Source organism: Pseudomonas sp. S1(2024) (genome assembly GCF_046557535.1).
Window position 1 is genome coordinate 29,527 of sequence record NZ_JBKGFP010000087.1, and the last position, 19,009, is coordinate 48,535.

Here is a 19,009-nt window from a genome sequence, read left to right on the forward strand (position 1 = left end):
ACCGCGACACCGTGCTGCTATCTCGTATTACCCTGTGCCCCCTCCACAGCACCGAGCACAGGCCGGACCTTGACCAGAGAGCAACTCGAAACCCACCAGATCCCGATCTACTTCGCCGCCGTGCTGGCCGCCGTCGCTTTCGGAGTGCTGACCAGCGACACTGCGCGCCACATGGAAGTCCTGGTCACCCCCGCCATCGCCGTGCTGATGTACGCGATGTTTCTGCAAATCCCCTTCCTCGACCTGCGCCAAGGCCTGGGCAACCGCCGCTTCACTTCCGCCCTGCTGCTGGCCAACTTCGTCCTCGTGCCGCTACTGGTATGGGCCATCACCCGCGGGCTGGTCGAGCACCCGGCGATCCTCATCGGCGCGCTGCTGGTGTTGCTGACACCGTGCATCGATTACGTGGTGGTTTTCACCCACATCGGCAAAGGCGACTCCCGCCTGACCCTGGCCGCCACCCCTGTGCTGCTGTTGGTACAACTGGCAATGCTGCCGCTCTACCTGGCCCTGATGCTGGGTGACAACAGCAGCGTGGCCATTTCCACCACCCCGTTCGTGGAAGCCTTCGTGCTGCTGATCGTGCTGCCGATGGTCCTCGCTGTACTCACCAGCGCCGGCGCCCGTCGCTCACGCACGGTCTCGACCTGGAACGACGCCTGGGCGTGGATGCCGGTACCGGCCATGGCTCTGGTGCTGGTGGTGGTCATCGCCTCGCAGATTGCCGTGGTACTGCGTGATTTCGACCGTTTGCTGCCGGTGATTCCGGTGTACATCGGCTTCATGCTGCTGGCGCCAGTGCTCGGGTTCGTTGCGGCGCGCTTGCTGCGCTTGCCGGTGACCGAGGCACGCTCGGTAACCTTCAGCGCCGCCACGCGCAATTCGCTGGTAGTGCTGCCGCTGGCGCTGGCGTTGCCGGAAGACATGCGCGGTTTGGCGGCGGCAGCTGTGATTACGCAGACATTGGTGGAACTGCTAGGCGAACTGGTCTACGTAAAGGCGATACCCCGGTTTGTGCGCTGACCCGGGGCGTCAGCCGCTTTGGGTCAGGAGCGCTCAGGGCACACGGCAAACACCTGCACCTCGACCAGGTACCCCTCTCCCAGGTCTGCGCCTACGCAAGCCCGTGGAGGTTTCGGATACCCCTTCAACCAGGCGTCGTACACCTCATTGACCAGGTCGAAGTGGCTGTAGTCGGCAATCCATAACTGAACCCGGGTCAAATGTTCCTTGCCGACGTTGGCCTCAGCCATCAGCCCATCGATCGTACTCAACGCCTGGCGCAACTGCCCCTGCACATCCTGCTGCAGGTCGTCCGCGACCACGCCAGCCGTTTCGAACAGGCCCCTGTAGCTCACCGCCAGCGACATCCGTTCGCCTTGTCCATACCGTTCGATCATCAAGATTCCTCCTCTTAGCCCATCTGGTTGAGGCAGACGACTTTGGGCTGGGTCATGTCCTCGTAGGCGAACCGCACCCCCTCGCGCCCAAGGCTCCCATATTTGGAGCCACCGAATGGCATGGCATCGAAGCGGTAGTCGGACGAGTCGTTGATCATCACGCCACCCGCCTCGATACGCCGCGCCAGGCTCAATGCCAAGGACAGATCGCGGGTAAACACACCGGCGTGCAAGCTGTACTCCGGGGCGTTGGCCAATGCAATCGCCTGCTCGATATCCTCGAAAGGCGCCAGCATCACCACCGGTGCGAATACCTCTTCACGCCACAGCCGGCTGCCATGGTCAACGCCTTCCAGCACCGTCGGCACATAGGTAGCCCCTTGCCGCTTGTGGCCGCAGAGCAGGCGAGCGCCGCCCTGAAGGGCCTGGCTCACGCGCTCTTCAATCTGCCGTGCCGAGCCTTCGGTGATCATCGGCCCCATGTCGGTTTCGCGCAGGCCAGGATCACCCACCACCATCGCCTGGGTCAAGGCAACGAAGCGCTGGCGGAACGCCTCATAGATCGAAGCGTCCACCAGGATGCGCTGGGTGCCGATGCAGTTCTGCCCGGCCGCCCAGAATGCGCCTGACACACATGACTCGACAGTGGCCTCGAGGTCGCAGTCCTTCAGTACCAGCACCGGGGCGTTACCGCCCAGGTCCATGGCAAGTTTTTTCAGGCCCGCCCCGCGGGCAATCTGTTCACCCGTGGCGAAGCCGCCCGTGAAGGAAATCATCCGCACTTCACGCACGGCCACCAGCGCCTTGCCCAGTTCGGCACCGCCAGTGGCCACGGTGACGACAGCCTCCGGCAGCCCTGCATCAACCAGGTACTGCACCAGCTTCAACGCAGAAAGCGGGGCCAGCTCCGAAGGCTTCAGAATGACCGCATTGCCTCCAGCAATCGCTGGCCCCAGCTTGTGCGCCACCAGGTTGAGCGGGTCGTTGTACGGGGTAATGGCCAGGATCAGCCCCAACGGCTCGCGGGTGAACCAGCCCTGGCGCGACTCGGAGCCTTCATAGGCATCGAAAGGCACCACCTCGCCGGCGTTGCGCCGCGCTTCCTCGGCAGACAGCTTGAGCGTGTTGATGCAGCGTTTCACCTCCTTCTCGGCCTGACGCAGGGTCTTGCCCGCTTCGTCGACAATCAGGCCGGCAAAATCCGCGGCGTCACGTTCGATCAGCCGGGCGGCCTGCTCCAGAATGCTGGCGCGACGGTGCCGAGGCAGCGCAGCACTTTCGTGCACGCCCTGCCGAGCACGCACGAGCAGACCTGGCACGGCATCGGCAGCAAGGTTGGCGACGCTGCCGACCAGGCTACCGTCGAACGGGCTGTAGACATCGATCAAGGCGGGTTGCTGAACGGCTACCCGGGACACGGAAGTCAGGCTCATGAAGGTTGCTCCTCAGGCCGAGCGGCCAGCAGTGTGGATGGCGACGATATCCGACAACAGGGCGAATGCCGTTTCGACACGCCCCGCACCCGGGCCGGACACGGTTACAGCGCCCAGCAATTCGGTGTTGAACGCAACCGCATTGGTGGCACCGGAAATACCCGCCAGAGGGTGGTTGCCGGGCAACAGGCGCGCTTCGACGCTGGCACGCACCGAACCATCGGTTTCACGGCTGGCACTGCCGATCAGTTTCCAGCGCTGGCCCGCCGCCTGCGCTTGCTGGATAGCAGCGCTATCGAGGCTGCTGATCCCGCTGCAGGTGACATCACTCACCTGCAAGCAAGCGCCGAGCAGCTCGTTGGCGAGGATCACCACTTTCAGGCGTACGTCATACCCCTCCACATCGGCGCTCGGGTCCGCCTCGGCATAGCCAAGTGCTTGCGCCTGGGCCACTGCATCGGCAAAACCGAGTCCCTCTTCCATACGCGTCAGCACATAGTTGGAGGTGCCGTTGAGGATGCCCTCGAACCCCACCAGGCCTGCGCCGGCCAACGTCTGGCGCGCCATGCGCAGCACCGGCGTACCGCTCATGACCGCGCCTTCGTACTCGAACGACACACCATTGGCCTTGGCCAGGGCCTTCAGCGCCGCAGCATGCAAGGCGATCGGCCCCTTGTTGGTAGTGACCACGTGCTTGCCAGCTTCCAGCGCCCAACGGCAGAAGGTTGCCGCCGGTTCACCGTCCTTGGGGTTGGTGAATGTGGCCTCGGCGATGATGTCGGCACCGGACTGCTTGATCACCGATTCGTTGAACGCTTCAGCCGAACCTTGCGGGATCTGCGCCAGCGCCCCCTTCTGAGCAGGCAGAGCAGCCAGCGTGGCCGCATCCAGGCCGTTGCGGTCGATTGCCGACCCCAGGAACAGGTCGGTGACGCCAACGATCTTCAGGCCAAAGCCCAGCTCTTGCTGCCAGCGCGCATTGCGTTCGGCGATCAGTTGGGCCAGGGCACGGTTCACACCGCCAAAGCCAACAAGTGCAATTTTGTATTCGGTCATGGTTCGCTGTCCTTTCCAGGCGGTTGGTCGATGGGGACAAGCGTAAGAGCCGTGCAATGCCAGTTGAATATGGCAATCCGCTGTATTTACTGGCCAATCTGACCAGTAGCCGATGCACGCCTGCGCGCCGCCGGAATGCAAAACGCCGCCAGGGCGCAAACCCGGGCGGCGTTGTTGTAGCAATGGGCCAAAAGGCAAACGCGCGTCTCAGATCACCGTGGCCAGGACGAACGATGTCACGGTGTTCTCGACCCCTGGCATGGCGGCAATCTCCTTCCATACATGGTGCACCCGTTCCGGGCTGGAAGCCTCGACGCGCAGCAGCAGGTCGAATTCGCCGCTGAGCACTTCACACTGGATCACCTCGGGGATCTGGCGCAACGCATCGAGCACAGCCTCTCCGCGCATGCGGTCGTAGCGGTAGACGAAGATGACCGCGTTGATCAGCGAGGTCGGTCGTCGCCCTTCACCGATACGCAGGGTATAGCCCTGGATGGCCCCGTCACGCTCCAGGCGCTCGATGCGCTGGCGTACCGCATTACGCGACAGGTTCACCTTGAGCCCCAGTTCGGCATGGGCAATGCGTGCATTGGCGGTGAGTTCGGCGAGAATTCGCTCGTCCAGGGGGTCGAGGATGCGCTTCATCGTCCTGCCTGCAACCGGGCCAATATCTCATGAACCCCCGCCAGGTCCTCTGGCGCCAGCAGCGGCCCAACGCCTGCGCTGCCAACACCACAGGCCGGCACCTCGCCATGCCAGGCCCCAAGCTCCGCCAGCAACCCGGCAGACTTTTCCGGGGCAAACTGGCCCAGCGTGACGATCGGCGCACCAATGTTGCGCCGGTGCAGGCGCCCGGCGAATGCCCCGGTAGCAGCGTGTGGGTCTACTGCGCAGCCGGTTTCCTGGAACAGCGTGACGATTTCTTCGCGAATCAGCGCGTCATCCACGGCATAGGAGTCGAACAGCATGCGCGCGTGCAGCCACTGGCGGTTGCCGATGCTCAACTCGCCACAATCCTCGAAATGCTCCATCAGTGCCCGGGTCGCCCCACCATCGCGGTCATACAGCTCCCAGACGAAACGTTCCAGGTTGGAGAACAGCGAAAAGTCCATGACCGGCGACAAGGTCTGGCTGGTGGAACCACGGCTGTAGCGATTGCAGTGGATGAACCGGTGCAAGGCATCGTTGCGGTTGGTGGAAACAATGATCTGGTTGATTGGCAGGCCCATTTTCTGGGCAATGAACCCCGCGTAGATCTCGGCAAAACTGGCCGTGGGGATGCTGAAACCCACCGGCCGAATCCCACCACCCAGCTGAAGCGCCGCGTGGAAATAGAACACGATCTGCGCCAGCACGCCGACCCAGTTGGTCGAATTGAAGCTCACGGGTATCAGCCCGGGGCACGGCCATGCACGCAGCAGCGCCGACACCAGCGACTGGCAGTCATCGAAGCTGCCGTCCACGGCCACGCAGCTCACGCTTTCGGAAGCGGCACTGCGCATCACCGCCGCCCGGTCGGCCGGTGTCCCGGCACTGGGGTAAAGCGCCAGCAAGCGTGCCGTAGGGCAATGCCGCAAGGCTTCGATAGCGGCCACCGCCGTATCGCCGTTGCTGGCACCGACCAGCATGACCCGTTCGCAATCGGGGCCCAGGAAATGGCGGATGAGCCGCGCCTGCAACTGCGCGGCGAAATCCTTGGAGGAACGGGTAGGCCCGTGAAACAGCTGCAGGATCCATTCGTTATGGCCAATCTGCTGCAGCGGTGCGATGCCACGGTGCTTGAAGCCGCGGTAGCTGTCGCTTACCAGCGCTCTCAGGGTCGGCTCATCGAGCGTGTCGCCGACAAACGGCGCCATTACCCGCCAGGCCAGTTCGTCGAACGGCAACCACGACCAGCTGGCAATATCCTGCTGGCTGAACGTCGGCACCGCAGTCGGCACGTACAGCCCGCCATCGTCGGCCAGCCCGGAAAGCAGCGCCGTGCGGAAATCAACCCGTGTCTCGTTGCCGCGCGTGGATGTGTACTGCATCGGTGCTCCAGGTAAATATTTGATTAACGGTGGGCCATCGCCACCAACCAGTGGCTGAAGGCTTGGGCATCCGTGGACAACGCCTCACCCAGGCCACGTACCAGGTAAAACGACTCGCTCGCCTCGATGCGCTGCGCAAAAGGCGCCACCAGCCGCCCCTCCCGCAGCAAGTCCTCGACCAGCGACGAGCGCGCCAGTGCCACCCCAAGCCCCAGTTCCGCCATGCGCAAGGTCGCCACCAGGGTGTCGAACTGCAGGCCGCTGGAAGAGTCGACCTGATCGGCGCCCACCCGCTCCAGCCAATAACCCCACCCCTCCTCGTAACCCAGCACATGCAACAACGGGACGCGGGCCAGGTCGCGCGGCTCGCGTAGCGGGGAGCCGGCAATCAGCGCAGGGGAGCAGACTGGCACCAGCAGGTCGCGGGTCAGGCGCTGCGCCTCCACGCCAGCCCACTGGCCGCTGCCCCAGCGGATTTCCAGGTCATCCTCTGCATCCAGTTCCTTGACCCACAGGTTGCTGATGTAGCGGATGTCCACCTGTGGGTGCGAACGGCGAAAATCGGCCAGGCGGGGCGCCAGCCAGAAATGCAGGAACGACAGGCTGCCGCGCACTTTCAGAGGCCGACGCTGGCGTTGCCCGAAAATTTCATTGGTGCCTACCGCCAGGCGGCTTATCGCATCCTGCACCACCGGCAGGTAGGACTGGCCTTCTTCGGTCAACCCCAGCCCCCGGGGCAGGCGCTTGAACAGCGCCACTCCCAACTGGCTCTCCAGGTGGCGGATCTGCTGGCTCACGGCCCCTTGGGTGAGGTGCAGTTCCTCGGCTGCATGGGTGAAGTTCAGGTAACGCGCCGACACTTCGAAGGCTCTGAGCCAGTTCAAGGGGGGCAGGGTTTTCTGGGTCATCGGCGGTTTCTCGTGGCAACGTTCCGGTGCCCTAGTATCACCCTGCTCTGGCGGCCTCGGAACCTGTTGCCAAGGCTTCCGGTTGCAGCGGGCGACGGTCGCGGTACTTGCGGGTCAGCCAGTAGGCCAGGTAACACCAGGCGATAAATGGAAGACCAAAGTACAGGGCCACGCGCTGGGCCGGGTCGAAGGCAATGCCGACGCAGGCCAGCACGCAGCAGAAGATGGCCGCCAGCGGCACGAACGGGTAGCCGCGCACGCGGAACTTGAGGTCTTCGAGCTTGCCGCCATTGGCGATGTAATGGCGACGGAATGCCATCTGGCTGGCCGCGATGCTGATCCACACCACCACCACCGCCAACCCGGAAATGGACACCAGCGCCAGGTAAATGGTGTCGGGGGCAAACACACTGCTCAGCAGCGATGCCATGCCACCGGCCATGCTCAGGACGATGGCATTGAACGGCGTGCCACGACGCGACAGCGCCGCGTACCGGCGGGGCATGTTGCCTTGGTCGCTGAGGGTCCACAGCATGCGCGCCGCAGCATAGAGCCCGGAATTGGCTGCCGACAGCAACGCAGTGATGATGACGAAGTTCATGATGTCTGCGGCATAGGGGATACCGATCATGGCAAACACCATCACGAACGGGCTTTCAACCAACCCTGCCTGTTCACGTGGCAACAAGGTTGCCAGCACGAAGATGGTACCGACGAAGAACAGTGCCAGGCGCAGGACCGTGGTTCGGATGGCCTTGGGTACGTTCTTTTCCGGGTCGCGGGTTTCGCCGGCGGCGATGCCGATCAACTCGGTACCCGAGAACGCGAAGGCCACCGCCAGCAGGGTCATGGCGATCGACCAGAAGCCCGTAGGGAACAGCCCCTCGCGGGTGAAGTTGCCCAGCCCGACACTGTGCGCCTGGGTGATTTCGAAAACGCCCAGGATCGCGCCGCCGCCCACCACCAGGAAGGCAATCACCGCAAGCACCTTGATCAGTGACAACCAGAATTCGGTTTCGGCAAACGACCGCACCGAAATGATATTGCTGATGAACACCGCAAACCCGAACAGCGCACTCCATATCCACACCGGCGTATCGGGGAACCAGCGCACCATCAGGATACCGGCGGCGGTGAATTCCGAGCCGATGGCCACGGTCCAGGTCAGCCAGTACATCCAGGCCACCATGTAGCCTGTTCCCGGCCCGAGGTAGCGCGTGGCGTAACTGCTGAACGAGCCGACTTCCGGCATGTGTACCGCCAGTTCGCCCAGGCACATCATCACCAGGTAGACCATGATCGCGCCGAGGATATAGGCGATGACCGCCCCCAGCGGGCCCGCCTGGTTGACGGTGTAGCCCGACGTCAGGAACAGGCCGGTACCGATGACACCGCCCAGCGCCAGCATGACGATATGGCGGGTTTGCATATCCTGCTTGAAGCTATGCGCCGAAGCATTTCTCGTTGTCGTTGTCTGCAGGGACATTGTGGTTTACTCATGAAAGTTGGCGGGCAAGGACGTTGCAACGACCTCGTCTTGGCAGAGCGAAGCGAATTGCCTTGCATATTGTTTTTGTTCGACTTCATGAAGTGGCACCCACCGCAAGGAGCGGGTGCTACACGCCTGTCTCAGGCCTGTGCTTCGGCCAGGCAGGCGTCTTCGTCACCGTGCAATTCCTTTGCTGCGGCCAACTCCTGGCGCACCGATGCACAGGCCTGTGCCAGGTCTGCCAGCAGGTCCTCGGTGTCTTCGATGCCCACCGAAATGCGCACCAGCCCTTCGGAAATGCCCAGGGCCAGCCGTTCTTCGAGGGTGTTTTCCACATGGCTGGTGGTACGCGCCGGGCCGTAGATGGTTTCTACCGCGCCCAGGTTGCCCGCCCGATGGGCGTACTTCAGGCGCGGCAGCAGCCGCGCTACGGTGGGCATGCCGCCTTTGAGCACGAAGCTGACAATGGCGCCGAAGCCACGCATCTGCGCCTTGGCAATCGCATGGCCCGGATGCTGGGGCAACCCCGGGTAGTTGACCGCTTCGACCAGCGGTTCGGTAGTCAGGTAATGCGCCAGGGCCTGGGCACTGGCCTGTTGCTGACGCAGGCGCAGGGCCAGGGTCTTGATACCGCGGATGATCAGGTAGGCGGAAAACGGGTCCAGCGCCGCACCGTTGATCTCGCGGTAGTGGCGCACCTGGGCCATCAACGACTCGGCACCGCACACCACCCCGCCCAGTACATCACCGTGCCCGGACAGGAATTTGGTGGCACTGTGCACCACCACATCCACGCCCAGGGCCAGCGGGTTCTGGTTCAGCGGGGTGGCGAAGGTGTTGTCGGCCACCACCACGGCGCCAGCCTTCCGGGCGGCAGCGCTCAGGCGCTGGATGTCCAGTACCTTGAGGGTGGGGTTGGTAGGGGTTTCCAGATACAGCAGGTCGCAACCCGCGGCGATCTCGCGCTCCAGCGCTTCGGTGTCGAGGGTGTCGCACAGGCAGACCTGCACACCCATGCGCGGCAGGAACTCTTCGAAGATCTTGTTGGTACCGCCGTAACTGTCGCGGGTCGATACCACACGCTTGCCGCTTGAGAGGAAGGTATGCAGCACGGCACTGATGGCAGCCATGCCGCTGCTGAATGCCACCGCCGACTCGGACTGCTCCAGCTCGCAGAGCTTGGCTTCCAGGGTAGCGACTGTCGGGTTGCTCATGCGGCTGTAGATGTAGCCGGGCAGCTTGCCCTGCGCCACGTCGTACCAGGCATCGATGTCGTTGTAGCCGTAGGCGGCACTGACCACGATCGGGGTCTGGGTAGCGTTGTACGGATGCTGAACCTGCTCCCCGCTCCACACCACACGCGTACCGATACCGGCCGCTGCATTGCCCTCGAATTTCTCGTTCTTGTTCATATCCGGTTCCCGCACCGCTGAGTTGTGTACACCGATTCGGCATCGGCTTTCAGCGGACTATAGGGGCATGGCGGGGGGACTGAAAAACGATGGAATCCGGGTCTGAGTAACGTTTTTTTTAATGGCTGGGGCCGAGCGGGTGCGGAAGCCGCCCTGCCCCTTCAAGGCTTTACGCCAGGTTGCGTTTCAGCTCGGCGATATGCTCCGGGCCAATGCCACAGCAGCCACCGATCATTCTGGCACCCCGTTCACGCCAATCGTTGGCCCATGCCAGGTAACCCGGCGGGTCAAGGTCTTCGCGCAGCTCATCCAGGCCGTCGTTGGCGGTGGCTTCCTTCGGCTGTGGCGGGAAGGCGTTGGCATAGGCGCCGATGGCGATGTCGGCGTTGTGTCGCTCGATTACCGAGCGCGCTACATCCAGTGCAGCGCCAATGACCTCGGGCTGGCTGCAGTTGAACAGCACGGCCGCCGCGCCCAGGCCGACCACGGCTTCGATGGCATCGGCCACTGGCTCGCCGGAGCGCAGGCGTGGCACCTCGTCGACCTCTTCGTCCTGCAGGGTGAACGACACCCAGAACGGCCTGCCGTCTGCCGGCAATTGGCTGTGAATGGCTCGCACCTCGGCAACCGAGCTCTGGGTTTCGGCCAGCCACAAGTCAACATGCGGGGCCAGGCCCTGCAGCAACGGGGCCAGCACCTCCTCGACGCGCTCGGGCTGGAACAGGTCCGGGCGATAGGAGCCGAACAGCGGCGGCAGCGAGCCCGCCACCTTGACCGGGTGCGCTGCGGTATCGGCGGCATGCCGCGCCAGCTGGCCTGCGATATTGGCCAGTTGTCGCCCTTCCTTTGCAAAACGCTCTTCGCCGATGTGGAACGGCACCACCGCATAGCTGTTGCTGGTAATGACCTGGGCACCGGCAGCGATGAACGCTGCGTGCACACCAACCACCGCTTCCGGCGCCTCGCTCAGCGCCAGCGCCGACCACTCGGGCTGACGAAACGGCGCCCCACTGCGCTGCAGCTCACGGCCCATGCCACCGTCGAGAATTACCATCGCTCGCTGTTTCATATAACTACTCTAAAGGTGCTTATGAATAAAATTCATTATGTAGGTGACATTTATAACTATTAAATACCGCTTCCTATAATTGGCCAACATTTCAGGTATGTCCATGCGATTTTCTACTGTGCTCGGTGCGGGCCTTGTGCTGCTCGCAACTGCTTCCCAGGCCTTTGCCGGTGCCACGCTGGAGCGGGTTGAATCGCGCAAGGAACTGGTCAACGTTTTGATGGAAAGCTACCCACCGTTTTCCTTCCTCAATGACCAGAACCAGCTGGACGGTTTCGACGTGGATGTGGCCAAGGCCGTGGCGGACAAGCTCGGCGTCAAGCTGCGGCTGGAAACCCCTTCGTGGGACGTGATCGCCGCAGGCCGCTGGAGCGGCCGCTACGACATCTGCATCTGCTCGATGACCCCGAGCAAGGCCCGCGCCGAAGTGTTCGACTTCCCGGTGGAGTACTACGCATCGCCTGCGGTGATCGTGGTCAACGCCAAGGATGAGCGCATCCATGGCGCCAAGGACCTGGAAGGCCGCAAGGTAGGCCTGACCAGTGCATCGAGCTACGAGAGCTACCTGAACAAGAACCTGGTGATCGAAGGCGACGAAGACAAGAAGCTCGAATACCCCTTCGATTTCGTGCAGATCGCGCCCTACGACACCGACAACGTCGCCTTCCAGGACCTTGGCCTGGGTGCCGGCGTACGCCTGGACGCCATCCTCACCAACCTGGTGACCGCGCAGCCGCGCCTGGACCAGGACAAGCGCTTCAAGCTGGCAGGTGCCCCGCTGTATGAAGAGCCGAACTCGGTGGCCATCGAGAAAGGCGACCCCGAGTGGGATGCCAAGGTGCGCCAGGTGTTTGCCGAGTTGAAGGCTGACGGTACCCTGGCCAAGCTGTCGCAGAAATGGATTGGCGCCGATATCAGCAAATGAGCACCTTCCCCTCCTCCCCCAAGCCCGTGGCCAAGCCCACGGGTGCCGGCCTGTTCGGCTTTCGCACCCGGCTGCTGCTGACCTGGCTGGCGCTGTTTGGCCTGTTCGTTGCGTTTTTCCTCAGTTTCGATCTGAAGTTCTCGATCATCCTGGAGAAGTTTCCGAACCTCGCAGGGTTCAAGCTGGGGCCCAACGGCTTTCTGCAAGGCGCGGCACTGACCCTGTTCCTGTGCCTGTGCTCGATGCTGGTGTCGGTACTGTTCGGCTTCGCCGCCGCGCTGGCGCGGTTGTCGAACAGCGCGGTGCTGGTGGGTGTCGCCAGCTTCTACACCTCGTTCTTCCGCGGCACACCCCTGCTGATCCAGATTCTGCTGATCTACCTGGGGCTGCCACAGCTGGGCCTTGTACCGGGCGCCATCAGCGCCGGCATCATCGCCTTGTCGCTGAACTACGGGGCCTACCTGAGCGAAATCTTCCGCGCTGGCATCCTCGGCGTCGCGCGCGGGCAACGTGAAGCGGCACTGGCGCTGGGCATGCGCACGCCGCAGATCTTCTGGCATATCGTCCTGCCCCAGGCCATGCGGGTGATCATTCCGCCTACGGCCAACCAGTTCATCTCGATGCTGAAGGATTCATCGCTGATATCGGTGATGGGGGTATGGGAGGTGATGTTCCTGGCGCAGTCGTACGGGCGGTCGAGCTATCGATACCTGGAGATGCTGACCACGGCGGCGGTGATCTACTGGGTGCTGTCGATCCTGCTCGAGCTGGTGCAGGCGCGGCTGGAGCGGCATTTTGGCAAGGCTTACCAGCGCTAGGGGCCAGGCTGGGTTGGCAGCCCCCCCTTATTGAACTGCACGTAAAATCATTGAATTAGCAGGGACACTGTGGGAGCGGCTTTAGCCGCGAACACCGGCGCAGCCGGTGCCATGCACCGCGTTGGATTCTTCGCGGCTAAAGCCACTCCCACAGAGTCACAGCGCCTTCATTTCAGCAATGTCCCGCGCCACCTGATCAGCCGATTGGTCGAACATCGCCTGCTCCTGCGCATCCAGCGGCAACTCGATCACCCGCGCCAGCCCCTCCTCTGCCAGGACGCAGGGCACACCCATGGCAATATCCGTGCGCCCGTACTCGCCTTCCAGAATCGCCACCGCCGGCAAGATGCCGTTTCGCCCGTTGGCGATCGCATCGACCATCTGCGCAATCGCCACGCCCGGCGCATCGCAGGCGCTGCCCAGCTTCTTCAGCCCCAGGATCTCGCCACCACCCTTGCGGGTGCGCTCGACGATCTGCTCGATCTGCTCACTGGACAGGAAGTGCGACAACGGCACCGAACCGATCTGGCAGTAGCGCATCAGCGGCACCATGCTGTCGCCATGCCCGCCCAGGACCAGCGCCGTGATATCCCGGGCAGAAAACCCGGTCTGCTCGGCGATGAAACACTTCATGCGTGCGGTATCCAGCACCCCCGCCTGGCCGAACACCTTGGTGCGCCCCAGCCCGCTCAAGCTCCAGGCGCGATAGGTGAGCACATCGACCGGGTTCGACACCACCAGCACCGTCGCAGTTGGTGCATGCAGCTTGATGTCGGCCATGATGCCGTCGAGGATTGGCAGGTTGATACTCAGTACATCCTGACGCGACTGCCCCGGCTTGCGCGGCACGCCTGCAGTGATGACCACCAGCTCAGAGCCGTCCAGCATTTCAGCCTTGGCCCCGCCGTGAACCCGGGTATCGGAACCCGACTCGACTGCCGCCTGCCACACATCCAGCGCCTTGCCTTGCGCCATCTCGCCCTGCACATCCATCAACACCAGCTCACGGCACAACTCTTCCCGAGCGATGATCTGCGCCGCCGCCTCGCCGACCATGCCGGCACCCACGATTGTCAGTTTGTTCACACGACACCTCCCAGCGGCGCGCGCCACCAGGAACACGCCTGCGATACAGAGAAGTATCGCCTGCTGAGGCGAAAAGACCACACAAAGGCAAATGGAAGCGGTACGCGTACCCCGTGGGAGCGGCTTTAACCGCGAAGAATCCAACGCGTTGCCTGGCACCGGCTGCACCGGTGTTCGCGGCTAAAGCCGCTCCCACAAGGACCGCGCCACCTTCGAGTGCAGTGCAGTACCTGTGGGAGCGGCTTTAGCCGCGAAGAGGCCGGTGCAGGCTGGCCTCGAACTCGAAGGTACTGGACAAGCTCACCTGCCGCGCATCGCCAATGGCCACAAAGTACTGGTTCACCGCCAAGCGCCCACAGAGTCACTGCTAATTCAACCGACCCTGTCCTTGCACGGCGATTTTCCATCTGGCAAGGTTGCCATCAGAACGCCCACCGACTGACCAGCGGTGCCCCACATCAAAGGAAACCTGACCTGTCACTGCAACCCTCCGTTCGCCGCGATCTGCTGATTCTGTGGCTTTCCATTGCCGCAGTTGCGCTTGTGCTGGGATGGCTGCTGCTGATAATCAGCCGCCAAGGCGCCGGCCCTCAGATTGCGCAGGCGCGCCAACTCACCTCGACCAGTTGCCAGGCGCTCCAGGCGGGTGCGGCACGGGTTCGCCAGCAGCTCCCGCCTGCACAAGACCACCCTGATCTCATGCCCCCCGCTGCCGCACAGGCAGTGCTGGATTTGGCACTGCGCGATCAGCCGGGCATGGAGGGCGGCTTCTGGCGAGCGGATGCGGGTGTGGTGGCCTACGCCTTCCCAACCTACGACGGCACGGGAATCAAACGCGACCCGCCGAGCGCCGAGTTGCAGCGCATTGCCTCCACGGCCCAGCGTGCGCAGGATTCTGCAGGCCTGGTGGCGGACGTCCGACCGGGCTTACGCGAAGCCGTGGCCTTCGCCGCCTGCCCCGTTCAGGCCTATGACCGGCAGCTGATCGCCTGGACCCTGATGCGCGTTCCGCTTTTGGCCACAGAAACAGTCAATACCTTGATACTCGCGGTAAGCCTGCTGCTGGCGCTGGTCGTTGTCTCCGGGGCATGGCTGGGCTGGATGATTTCGCGTTGGCAGCGCCAGTCGGCGCATTTGCGAAAGCAACTGGCCCAGTCCGAGCGCCTGGCCACGCTGGGGCGCGTTTCCGCCGGGCTTGCACACGAGATCCGCAACCCTTTGGGCACGATGCGCATGAAGGTGGAAAACGCGATGGCTGCCCCGGCTGACCGGCGCGAAGCACGTGTGGTTGGCGCCCTGGAGGCCGTACTGTCGCAAACGGCACGCCTGGAGACGCTGGTGTCGAGCCTGTTGGCGTTGACCCAGCCGTTCCGCGCCGAGCGCCAGGCAGTTGACCTGCAGGAATGGCTGGAGGAGCGGCGTAATGCCCACGCCGAAGCAGCGCAAAAGAAAGGCGTACGAATAACACTGGCCGTTGAACCGGAGCTGACCGCTAGCGCGAAGCAAGTTGCGCTGTTCGACCCGACACAAATGGCGCGGGTCTTTGACAACCTGCTGCTCAATGCGTTGGCGCACACGGAAGAACGCGGTGAAATCGAGCTCGGTGCGCATCGCACGCACCGCGGCACATTGCTGTTGTGGGTGGCGGACGATGGTTCCGGCATTCCGCATGACCTGCGCGATACACTGTTCGAACCGTTCTCCACCAATCGCGCTGGAGGTACCGGCCTGGGGCTGGCGCTGGTGCGCGAGATCGTGCAGGGTCACGGCGGGCGGGTCGGTCTCGCCGAGTCGGCCAAAGGAACGCGCATAGAGATGGAGCTACCGTGGCCCGAATCCTGATCGTCGACGATGACGCCGCATTCCGCGACAGCCTTGCAGAAATGCTGCAAGACCTGGGGTATGCGGTGCTGCAGGCTGAAACCACCGATGCAGGCCTGCACAGGCTGCGCACCGAGGACGTGGATGCGGCCATCGTCGATCTGCGGCTGCCGGGCGAGGATGGCCTGGTGTTCCTGCGCCGCGCGGCGCGCATCTCGCAGGTGCCTTGCATCATGCTCACCGCCTATGCGAGTGGCGGCAACACCATCGAGGCGATGAGCCTGGGCGCGTTCGACCACCTGACCAAGCCCGTGACCAGGGCCGCCCTGATCGAGACGCTCGAACGGGCCCTGCGACGGGCAGCCAACACCCCAGACAACCCCCAGGCGGCCGGGGCATCACCTGCCGCCAAAGAGCCCGTGGATGGCACCGAACTGGTCAGCAGCAGCGAGGCCATGCGCCAGGTCTTCAAGCGTATCGGGCTGGCCGCGAACTCCGATGCCACTGCGTTGATCCTGGGCGAGACGGGCACAGGCAAGGAACTGGTCGCGCGCGCCTTGCATCGCAACAGCGGGCGAGCCACCGGCCCCTTCGTCGCCGTCAACTGCGCGGCGATCCCGGCCGAACTGATGGAAAGCGAGCTGTTCGGTCATGTCAAAGGCGCGTTCACCGGTGCCATCACTGAACGCACCGGGCGCTTTCGCGAGGCCGATGGCGGCACCCTGTTCCTCGACGAAATAGGCGATATGCCGCTGGCCACGCAGGCGAAGATCCTGCGGGTGCTGCAGGAACGCGAAATCACCCCCGTGGGCGCCAATCGTGCCCAGCCGGTGAACGTGCGCATCATCGTGGCCACCCACCGGGACCTGCCCAGCGCAGTCAAGGAAGGGCGCTTCCGGGAAGACCTGTGGTACCGCCTGCAGGTAGTACCACTGTGGCTACCACCGCTGCGTGAGCGCCTGGGCGACGTGCTGCTGCTGGCCGAACACTTTCTACGCCTGCTGGGCGGCGACTCGCCCAAGCGGTTGAGCGCGGCGGCAGCCCGGCTGCTGCTGGCCCATTCCTGGCCGGGCAACGTGCGCGAACTGCGCAATGCCATGGAGCGCGCGGCCATCCTCAGCCACGGCCCGGTCATCGAGGCCGAACACATCGGGTTGCAGACGGCGGCGGCGCCCCCCCCGGGCCTGGACATTGACTGGGAAGGCCCAATGGCACAGGCCGTTGCCCAGCTGGAGCGCGAAATGATCGTACGCGCCCTGGCTGCGACGGCGGGCAACCGCGCAGAGGCGGCGCGGCGCCTCGGTCTGTCTCGCCAGCAGCTCTACCGCAAGCTGGCCGAGTTCGATCTGAACTAACCCCTTCGCACGCAAAGGAGGTGTCCGATTCCGTGACACCTTAGCGTCACGGAATCGGACGGCACATTACTCCTATCAATCATAACTGATTGATTTAATTAACAATTTTATCTGGCATAGTGTTTGCGCTACAGGTTGGGTGTTCCCACCCAAAAGAGCTTCTCCAATGTCCAGGTATTTCATCGCCACATCTCTTGCACTGGCAATTGGCCTGGGTAGCCTCAGCGCGCATGCCATGCCGCCCGCCGCCGCCCATCTGCCTCCAACACCGCATCAGGGTGTGGAAACACCTGGCCTGGTGAGCCAGTACGTGGTGGAAGGCCAGGTGCAACGGATGCTCATCAATCCCTATGGTGAGGTCGACGGGCTGCGCCTGAGCGACGGGACCATTGCAAAGTTTCCACCGCATATGGCCGATGCGCTCACAGCCACGGTCAAAGTGGGGGACGCCGTCCGCATCATCGGGCGGGCGGAAACGCGAGGCACGGTCAAAGCCGACGCCATCATCCACGCCGACAGCGGGCGCACCGTGTACGACCAGCCGCCACCGGTCGGCGAAGGCCGAGCCCTGCCGCCACACCTGCGCGCCCAGCGTTTGCAGCCGCAACAGGTGGAAGGCCAGGTGGAGACCGTGCTCACTGGCCCACGGGGCGAGGCCAACGGCGTCATCCTGAGCGATGGCAGCATCGTACGTTTCCCGTCAGAGAGCCTGCGTATTTCCGTGCAGACGGGCGCACCGTTCGCAGCATCCGGGCTGGGCACGCGCAATGCCTTTGGCACCGCTTTGGAAGCGGTCAGCATGGGCACCACGTTATCCACCCTGCAGCCGCTCTATGACCGCGCGCCATAAGGGAATGCCTCTATGCACCCGGCAATGCCTTTCATAACTCCGGCGCATGCCAGCTCACGGCGCTGGCTGTCCGGCCTCAACTTCTTCCTGGCCGATGTCCGTGACGGCCTGGGCCCCTTCCTCGGTGTGTTTCTGGCCAGCCACGGCTGGCGAGCCGATGACATTGGCTACGTGATGGCCGCTGGCGGCATCGCAGGCATGTTGGCGACCACGCCGATGGGCGCGTGGATCGACGCCTCGCGCCACAAGCGACTGCTTCTGGCAAGCGGCGCCATTGCACTCATTCTCGCCACGGCAGCGCTATGGACGGCGCCAACGTTCGGCGTCGCCGTCGCCTCTCAAGTGGTGACGGGTGTTGTGGGTGCGTTGATGGGCGCCGGCATCATGGGCATCACCTTGGGCATCGTTGATCAAAAAGACTTGTCTCGGCAGCTAGGCATCAACGAAGCCTGGAACCATGCCGGCAACGTGGTAGCGGCTGCCTTGGCCGGGCTGGCAGGCTACCGCTGGGGGCTGTCAGCCGTATTCGTCCTGATGGCCCTGATGGCGTGCGCGGCCCTTGCCTGCTTGCGCAAGATCGATCCACATGACATCGATCATGAGCGTGCCCGCGGTGGTGACCTCACTGGCAACCAGCCTGCGCAAGGTAGCAGCCCCTCGCCTTCCCTGGTGCGGGTTTTGACGCACTCGCGCGAGCTGGGCCTGCTCGCGATCACCATGCTGCTGTTCCACCTTGGCAATGCCGCGATGCTGCCCTTGCTGGCACAGTCGGTTGTCACGCGTGGGCTGGCCGACCCCAGCGTGTTCACGGCATCCACCGTCATCGTGGCGCAGCTGGTCATGATTCCCGTCGCGCTTTGGGCCGGGCGGCATGCCTCTCGGCACGGGTATCGGGCACTGATCCTTGCCGCCCTCCTGGCCTTGCCCTTGCGCGGGCTGATCGCCGGTTGCTGGGAGTCCCCTTGGGCCCTGATTCCGGTACAGGCCCTTGATGGAATCGGGGCAGGCCTGCTGGGTGTCGCCTTGCCAGGGCTTGTCGCTTCCATCCTGCGCGGCACTGGGCACATCAATGCAGGGCTTGGTGCAGTGATGACGATACAGGGAATAGGCGCGGCCATGAGCCACGCACTTGCCGGCTGGATCGCGCAACATTTCGGCTATGGCACAGCCTTCGTCGTTCTGGGTATCGTGGCTGCAATCGGGCTACTCACCTATCAGACAGGCCTTAGGAAGGAACACCCAAGCCGGCAATTGCCAGCTCAGCCAAATAACGTTGACACGATATAGCGTGCTGCACGCCATCCACCAAAGGCTGGCACCCGGCCAAGCCGCGCCAACTCATTCATTCACCTGAGTA

17 protein-coding genes are annotated in these 19,009 nt (G+C 63.5%); 7 read left to right on the forward strand and 10 right to left on the reverse strand.

The window, feature by feature from the left end; genetic code table 11:
* The first annotated feature begins 69 nt into the window (after positions 1-69).
* Positions 70-1,023, forward strand: a complete 954-nt coding sequence (locus tag ACLCGK_RS23975; RefSeq protein WP_410952059.1) for an arsenic resistance protein — start codon at positions 70-72, stop codon at positions 1,021-1,023.
* Between the two features lie 23 nt (positions 1,024-1,046).
* Here ACLCGK_RS23975 and ACLCGK_RS23980 read toward each other — a convergent pair whose 3' ends face one another.
* From ACLCGK_RS23980 to ACLCGK_RS24020, 9 genes are all read right to left on the reverse strand, one after another.
* Positions 1,047-1,370 carry a RidA family protein gene (locus tag ACLCGK_RS23980; protein ID WP_322265735.1) on the reverse strand — a complete coding sequence of 108 codons (324 nt, stop codon included), beginning with the start codon at positions 1,368-1,370 and terminating at the stop codon, positions 1,047-1,049.
* A 44-nt stretch (positions 1,371-1,414) separates the two neighbouring features.
* Positions 1,415-2,833: an aldehyde dehydrogenase family protein gene (locus tag ACLCGK_RS23985; RefSeq protein ID WP_123085685.1), complete on the reverse strand. Its 1,419-nt coding sequence runs from the start codon at positions 2,831-2,833 to the stop codon at positions 1,415-1,417.
* A gap of 12 nt (positions 2,834-2,845) precedes the next feature.
* Entirely contained in the window at positions 2,846-3,889 is a 1,044-nt protein-coding gene (locus tag ACLCGK_RS23990; RefSeq protein ID WP_013970806.1) for a homoserine dehydrogenase, read from the reverse strand.
* Between the two features lie 207 nt (positions 3,890-4,096).
* Positions 4,097-4,534 (reverse strand): Lrp/AsnC family transcriptional regulator, encoded by a 438-nt coding sequence (locus tag ACLCGK_RS23995; RefSeq protein ID WP_015268886.1) that lies wholly within the window; start codon positions 4,532-4,534, stop codon positions 4,097-4,099.
* Positions 4,531-5,919 (reverse strand): threonine synthase, encoded by a 1,389-nt coding sequence (locus ACLCGK_RS24000; protein ID WP_015268885.1) that lies wholly within the window; start codon positions 5,917-5,919, stop codon positions 4,531-4,533. The genes ACLCGK_RS23995 and ACLCGK_RS24000 overlap by 4 nt, the downstream gene beginning before the upstream one ends.
* 23 nt (positions 5,920-5,942) lie before the next feature.
* Complete coding sequence (locus tag ACLCGK_RS24005) at positions 5,943-6,827, reverse strand: LysR substrate-binding domain-containing protein (protein ID WP_410952060.1); 885 nt, start codon at positions 6,825-6,827, stop codon at positions 5,943-5,945.
* 37 nt (positions 6,828-6,864) lie between these two features.
* Positions 6,865-8,313 carry an amino acid permease gene (locus tag ACLCGK_RS24010; RefSeq protein WP_013970802.1) on the reverse strand — a complete coding sequence of 483 codons (1,449 nt, stop codon included), beginning with the start codon at positions 8,311-8,313 and terminating at the stop codon, positions 6,865-6,867.
* Positions 8,314-8,456: 143 nt separating this feature from the next.
* Positions 8,457-9,728, reverse strand: a complete 1,272-nt coding sequence (locus tag ACLCGK_RS24015) for a cystathionine gamma-synthase family protein (protein ID WP_015268882.1) — start codon at positions 9,726-9,728, stop codon at positions 8,457-8,459.
* A 169-nt stretch (positions 9,729-9,897) separates the two neighbouring features.
* Positions 9,898-10,782, reverse strand: a complete 885-nt coding sequence (locus ACLCGK_RS24020; protein WP_410952069.1) for a homocysteine S-methyltransferase family protein — start codon at positions 10,780-10,782, stop codon at positions 9,898-9,900.
* Positions 10,783-10,900: 118 nt separating this feature from the next.
* Between ACLCGK_RS24020 and ACLCGK_RS24025 the strand changes: the two genes are divergently transcribed.
* Both ACLCGK_RS24025 and ACLCGK_RS24030 read left to right on the forward strand, forming a co-directional pair.
* On the forward strand, positions 10,901-11,722 hold the full coding sequence (locus ACLCGK_RS24025; RefSeq protein WP_023663597.1) for an ABC transporter substrate-binding protein: 822 nt from the start codon (positions 10,901-10,903) through the stop codon (positions 11,720-11,722).
* Positions 11,719-12,540, forward strand: coding sequence for an amino acid ABC transporter permease (locus ACLCGK_RS24030; protein ID WP_015268879.1), 822 nt, complete (start codon positions 11,719-11,721; stop codon positions 12,538-12,540). Before ACLCGK_RS24025 ends, ACLCGK_RS24030 begins: the two co-directional genes overlap by 4 nt.
* A 156-nt stretch (positions 12,541-12,696) precedes the next feature.
* On the opposite strand, the gene ACLCGK_RS24035 is transcribed toward ACLCGK_RS24030, so the two are convergent.
* Positions 12,697-13,626: a malate dehydrogenase gene (locus tag ACLCGK_RS24035; protein ID WP_410952061.1), complete on the reverse strand. Its 930-nt coding sequence runs from the start codon at positions 13,624-13,626 to the stop codon at positions 12,697-12,699.
* Between the two features lie 699 nt (positions 13,627-14,325).
* Here ACLCGK_RS24035 and ACLCGK_RS24040 point away from each other — a divergent pair.
* The 4 genes from ACLCGK_RS24040 (at position 14,326) to ACLCGK_RS24055 (ending at position 18,939) form a co-directional block, all read left to right on the forward strand.
* Positions 14,326-15,468, forward strand: coding sequence for a sensor histidine kinase (locus tag ACLCGK_RS24040; protein WP_013970795.1), 1,143 nt, complete (start codon positions 14,326-14,328; stop codon positions 15,466-15,468).
* A complete protein-coding gene (locus ACLCGK_RS24045; protein ID WP_410952062.1) occupies positions 15,453-16,802 on the forward strand; it encodes a sigma-54-dependent transcriptional regulator in 1,350 nt (449 codons plus the stop codon). Before ACLCGK_RS24040 ends, ACLCGK_RS24045 begins: the two co-directional genes overlap by 16 nt.
* A 166-nt stretch (positions 16,803-16,968) precedes the next feature.
* Positions 16,969-17,652, forward strand: coding sequence for a hypothetical protein (locus ACLCGK_RS24050; RefSeq protein WP_013970793.1), 684 nt, complete (start codon positions 16,969-16,971; stop codon positions 17,650-17,652).
* A gap of 24 nt (positions 17,653-17,676) precedes the next feature.
* Positions 17,677-18,939: an MFS transporter gene (locus ACLCGK_RS24055; RefSeq protein ID WP_410952063.1), complete on the forward strand. Its 1,263-nt coding sequence runs from the start codon at positions 17,677-17,679 to the stop codon at positions 18,937-18,939.
* Positions 18,940-19,009: the final 70 nt, after the last annotated feature.

Bases quoted from the DNA above. Each gene is read 5' to 3' on its own strand.
- ACLCGK_RS24040 (WP_013970795.1), top strand. From the start codon at position 14,326: ATGCCCCCCGCTGCCGCACAGGCAGTGCTGGATTTGGCACTGCGCGAT.
- ACLCGK_RS24020 (WP_410952069.1), bottom strand. From the start codon at position 10,782: ATGGTAATTCTCGACGGTGGCATGGGCCGTGAGCTGCAGCGCAGTGGG.
- ACLCGK_RS24000 (WP_015268885.1), bottom strand. From the start codon at position 5,919: ATGCAGTACACATCCACGCGCGGCAACGAGACACGGGTTGATTTCCGC.
- ACLCGK_RS23985 (WP_123085685.1), bottom strand. From the start codon at position 2,833: ATGAGCCTGACTTCCGTGTCCCGGGTAGCCGTTCAGCAACCCGCCTTG.
- ACLCGK_RS24010 (WP_013970802.1), bottom strand. From the start codon at position 8,313: ATGTCCCTGCAGACAACGACAACGAGAAATGCTTCGGCGCATAGCTTC.
- ACLCGK_RS23980 (WP_322265735.1), bottom strand. From the start codon at position 1,370: ATGTCGCTGGCGGTGAGCTACAGGGGCCTGTTCGAAACGGCTGGCGTG.
- ACLCGK_RS24030 (WP_015268879.1), top strand. From the start codon at position 11,719: ATGAGCACCTTCCCCTCCTCCCCCAAGCCCGTGGCCAAGCCCACGGGT.
- ACLCGK_RS24025 (WP_023663597.1), top strand. From the start codon at position 10,901: ATGCGATTTTCTACTGTGCTCGGTGCGGGCCTTGTGCTGCTCGCAACT.
- ACLCGK_RS24055 (WP_410952063.1), top strand. From the start codon at position 17,677: ATGCCTTTCATAACTCCGGCGCATGCCAGCTCACGGCGCTGGCTGTCC.
- ACLCGK_RS24015 (WP_015268882.1), bottom strand. From the start codon at position 9,728: ATGAACAAGAACGAGAAATTCGAGGGCAATGCAGCGGCCGGTATCGGT.
- ACLCGK_RS24005 (WP_410952060.1), bottom strand. From the start codon at position 6,827: ATGACCCAGAAAACCCTGCCCCCCTTGAACTGGCTCAGAGCCTTCGAA.
- ACLCGK_RS24050 (WP_013970793.1), top strand. From the start codon at position 16,969: ATGTCCAGGTATTTCATCGCCACATCTCTTGCACTGGCAATTGGCCTG.
- ACLCGK_RS23995 (WP_015268886.1), bottom strand. From the start codon at position 4,534: ATGAAGCGCATCCTCGACCCCCTGGACGAGCGAATTCTCGCCGAACTC.
- ACLCGK_RS23990 (WP_013970806.1), bottom strand. From the start codon at position 3,889: ATGACCGAATACAAAATTGCACTTGTTGGCTTTGGCGGTGTGAACCGT.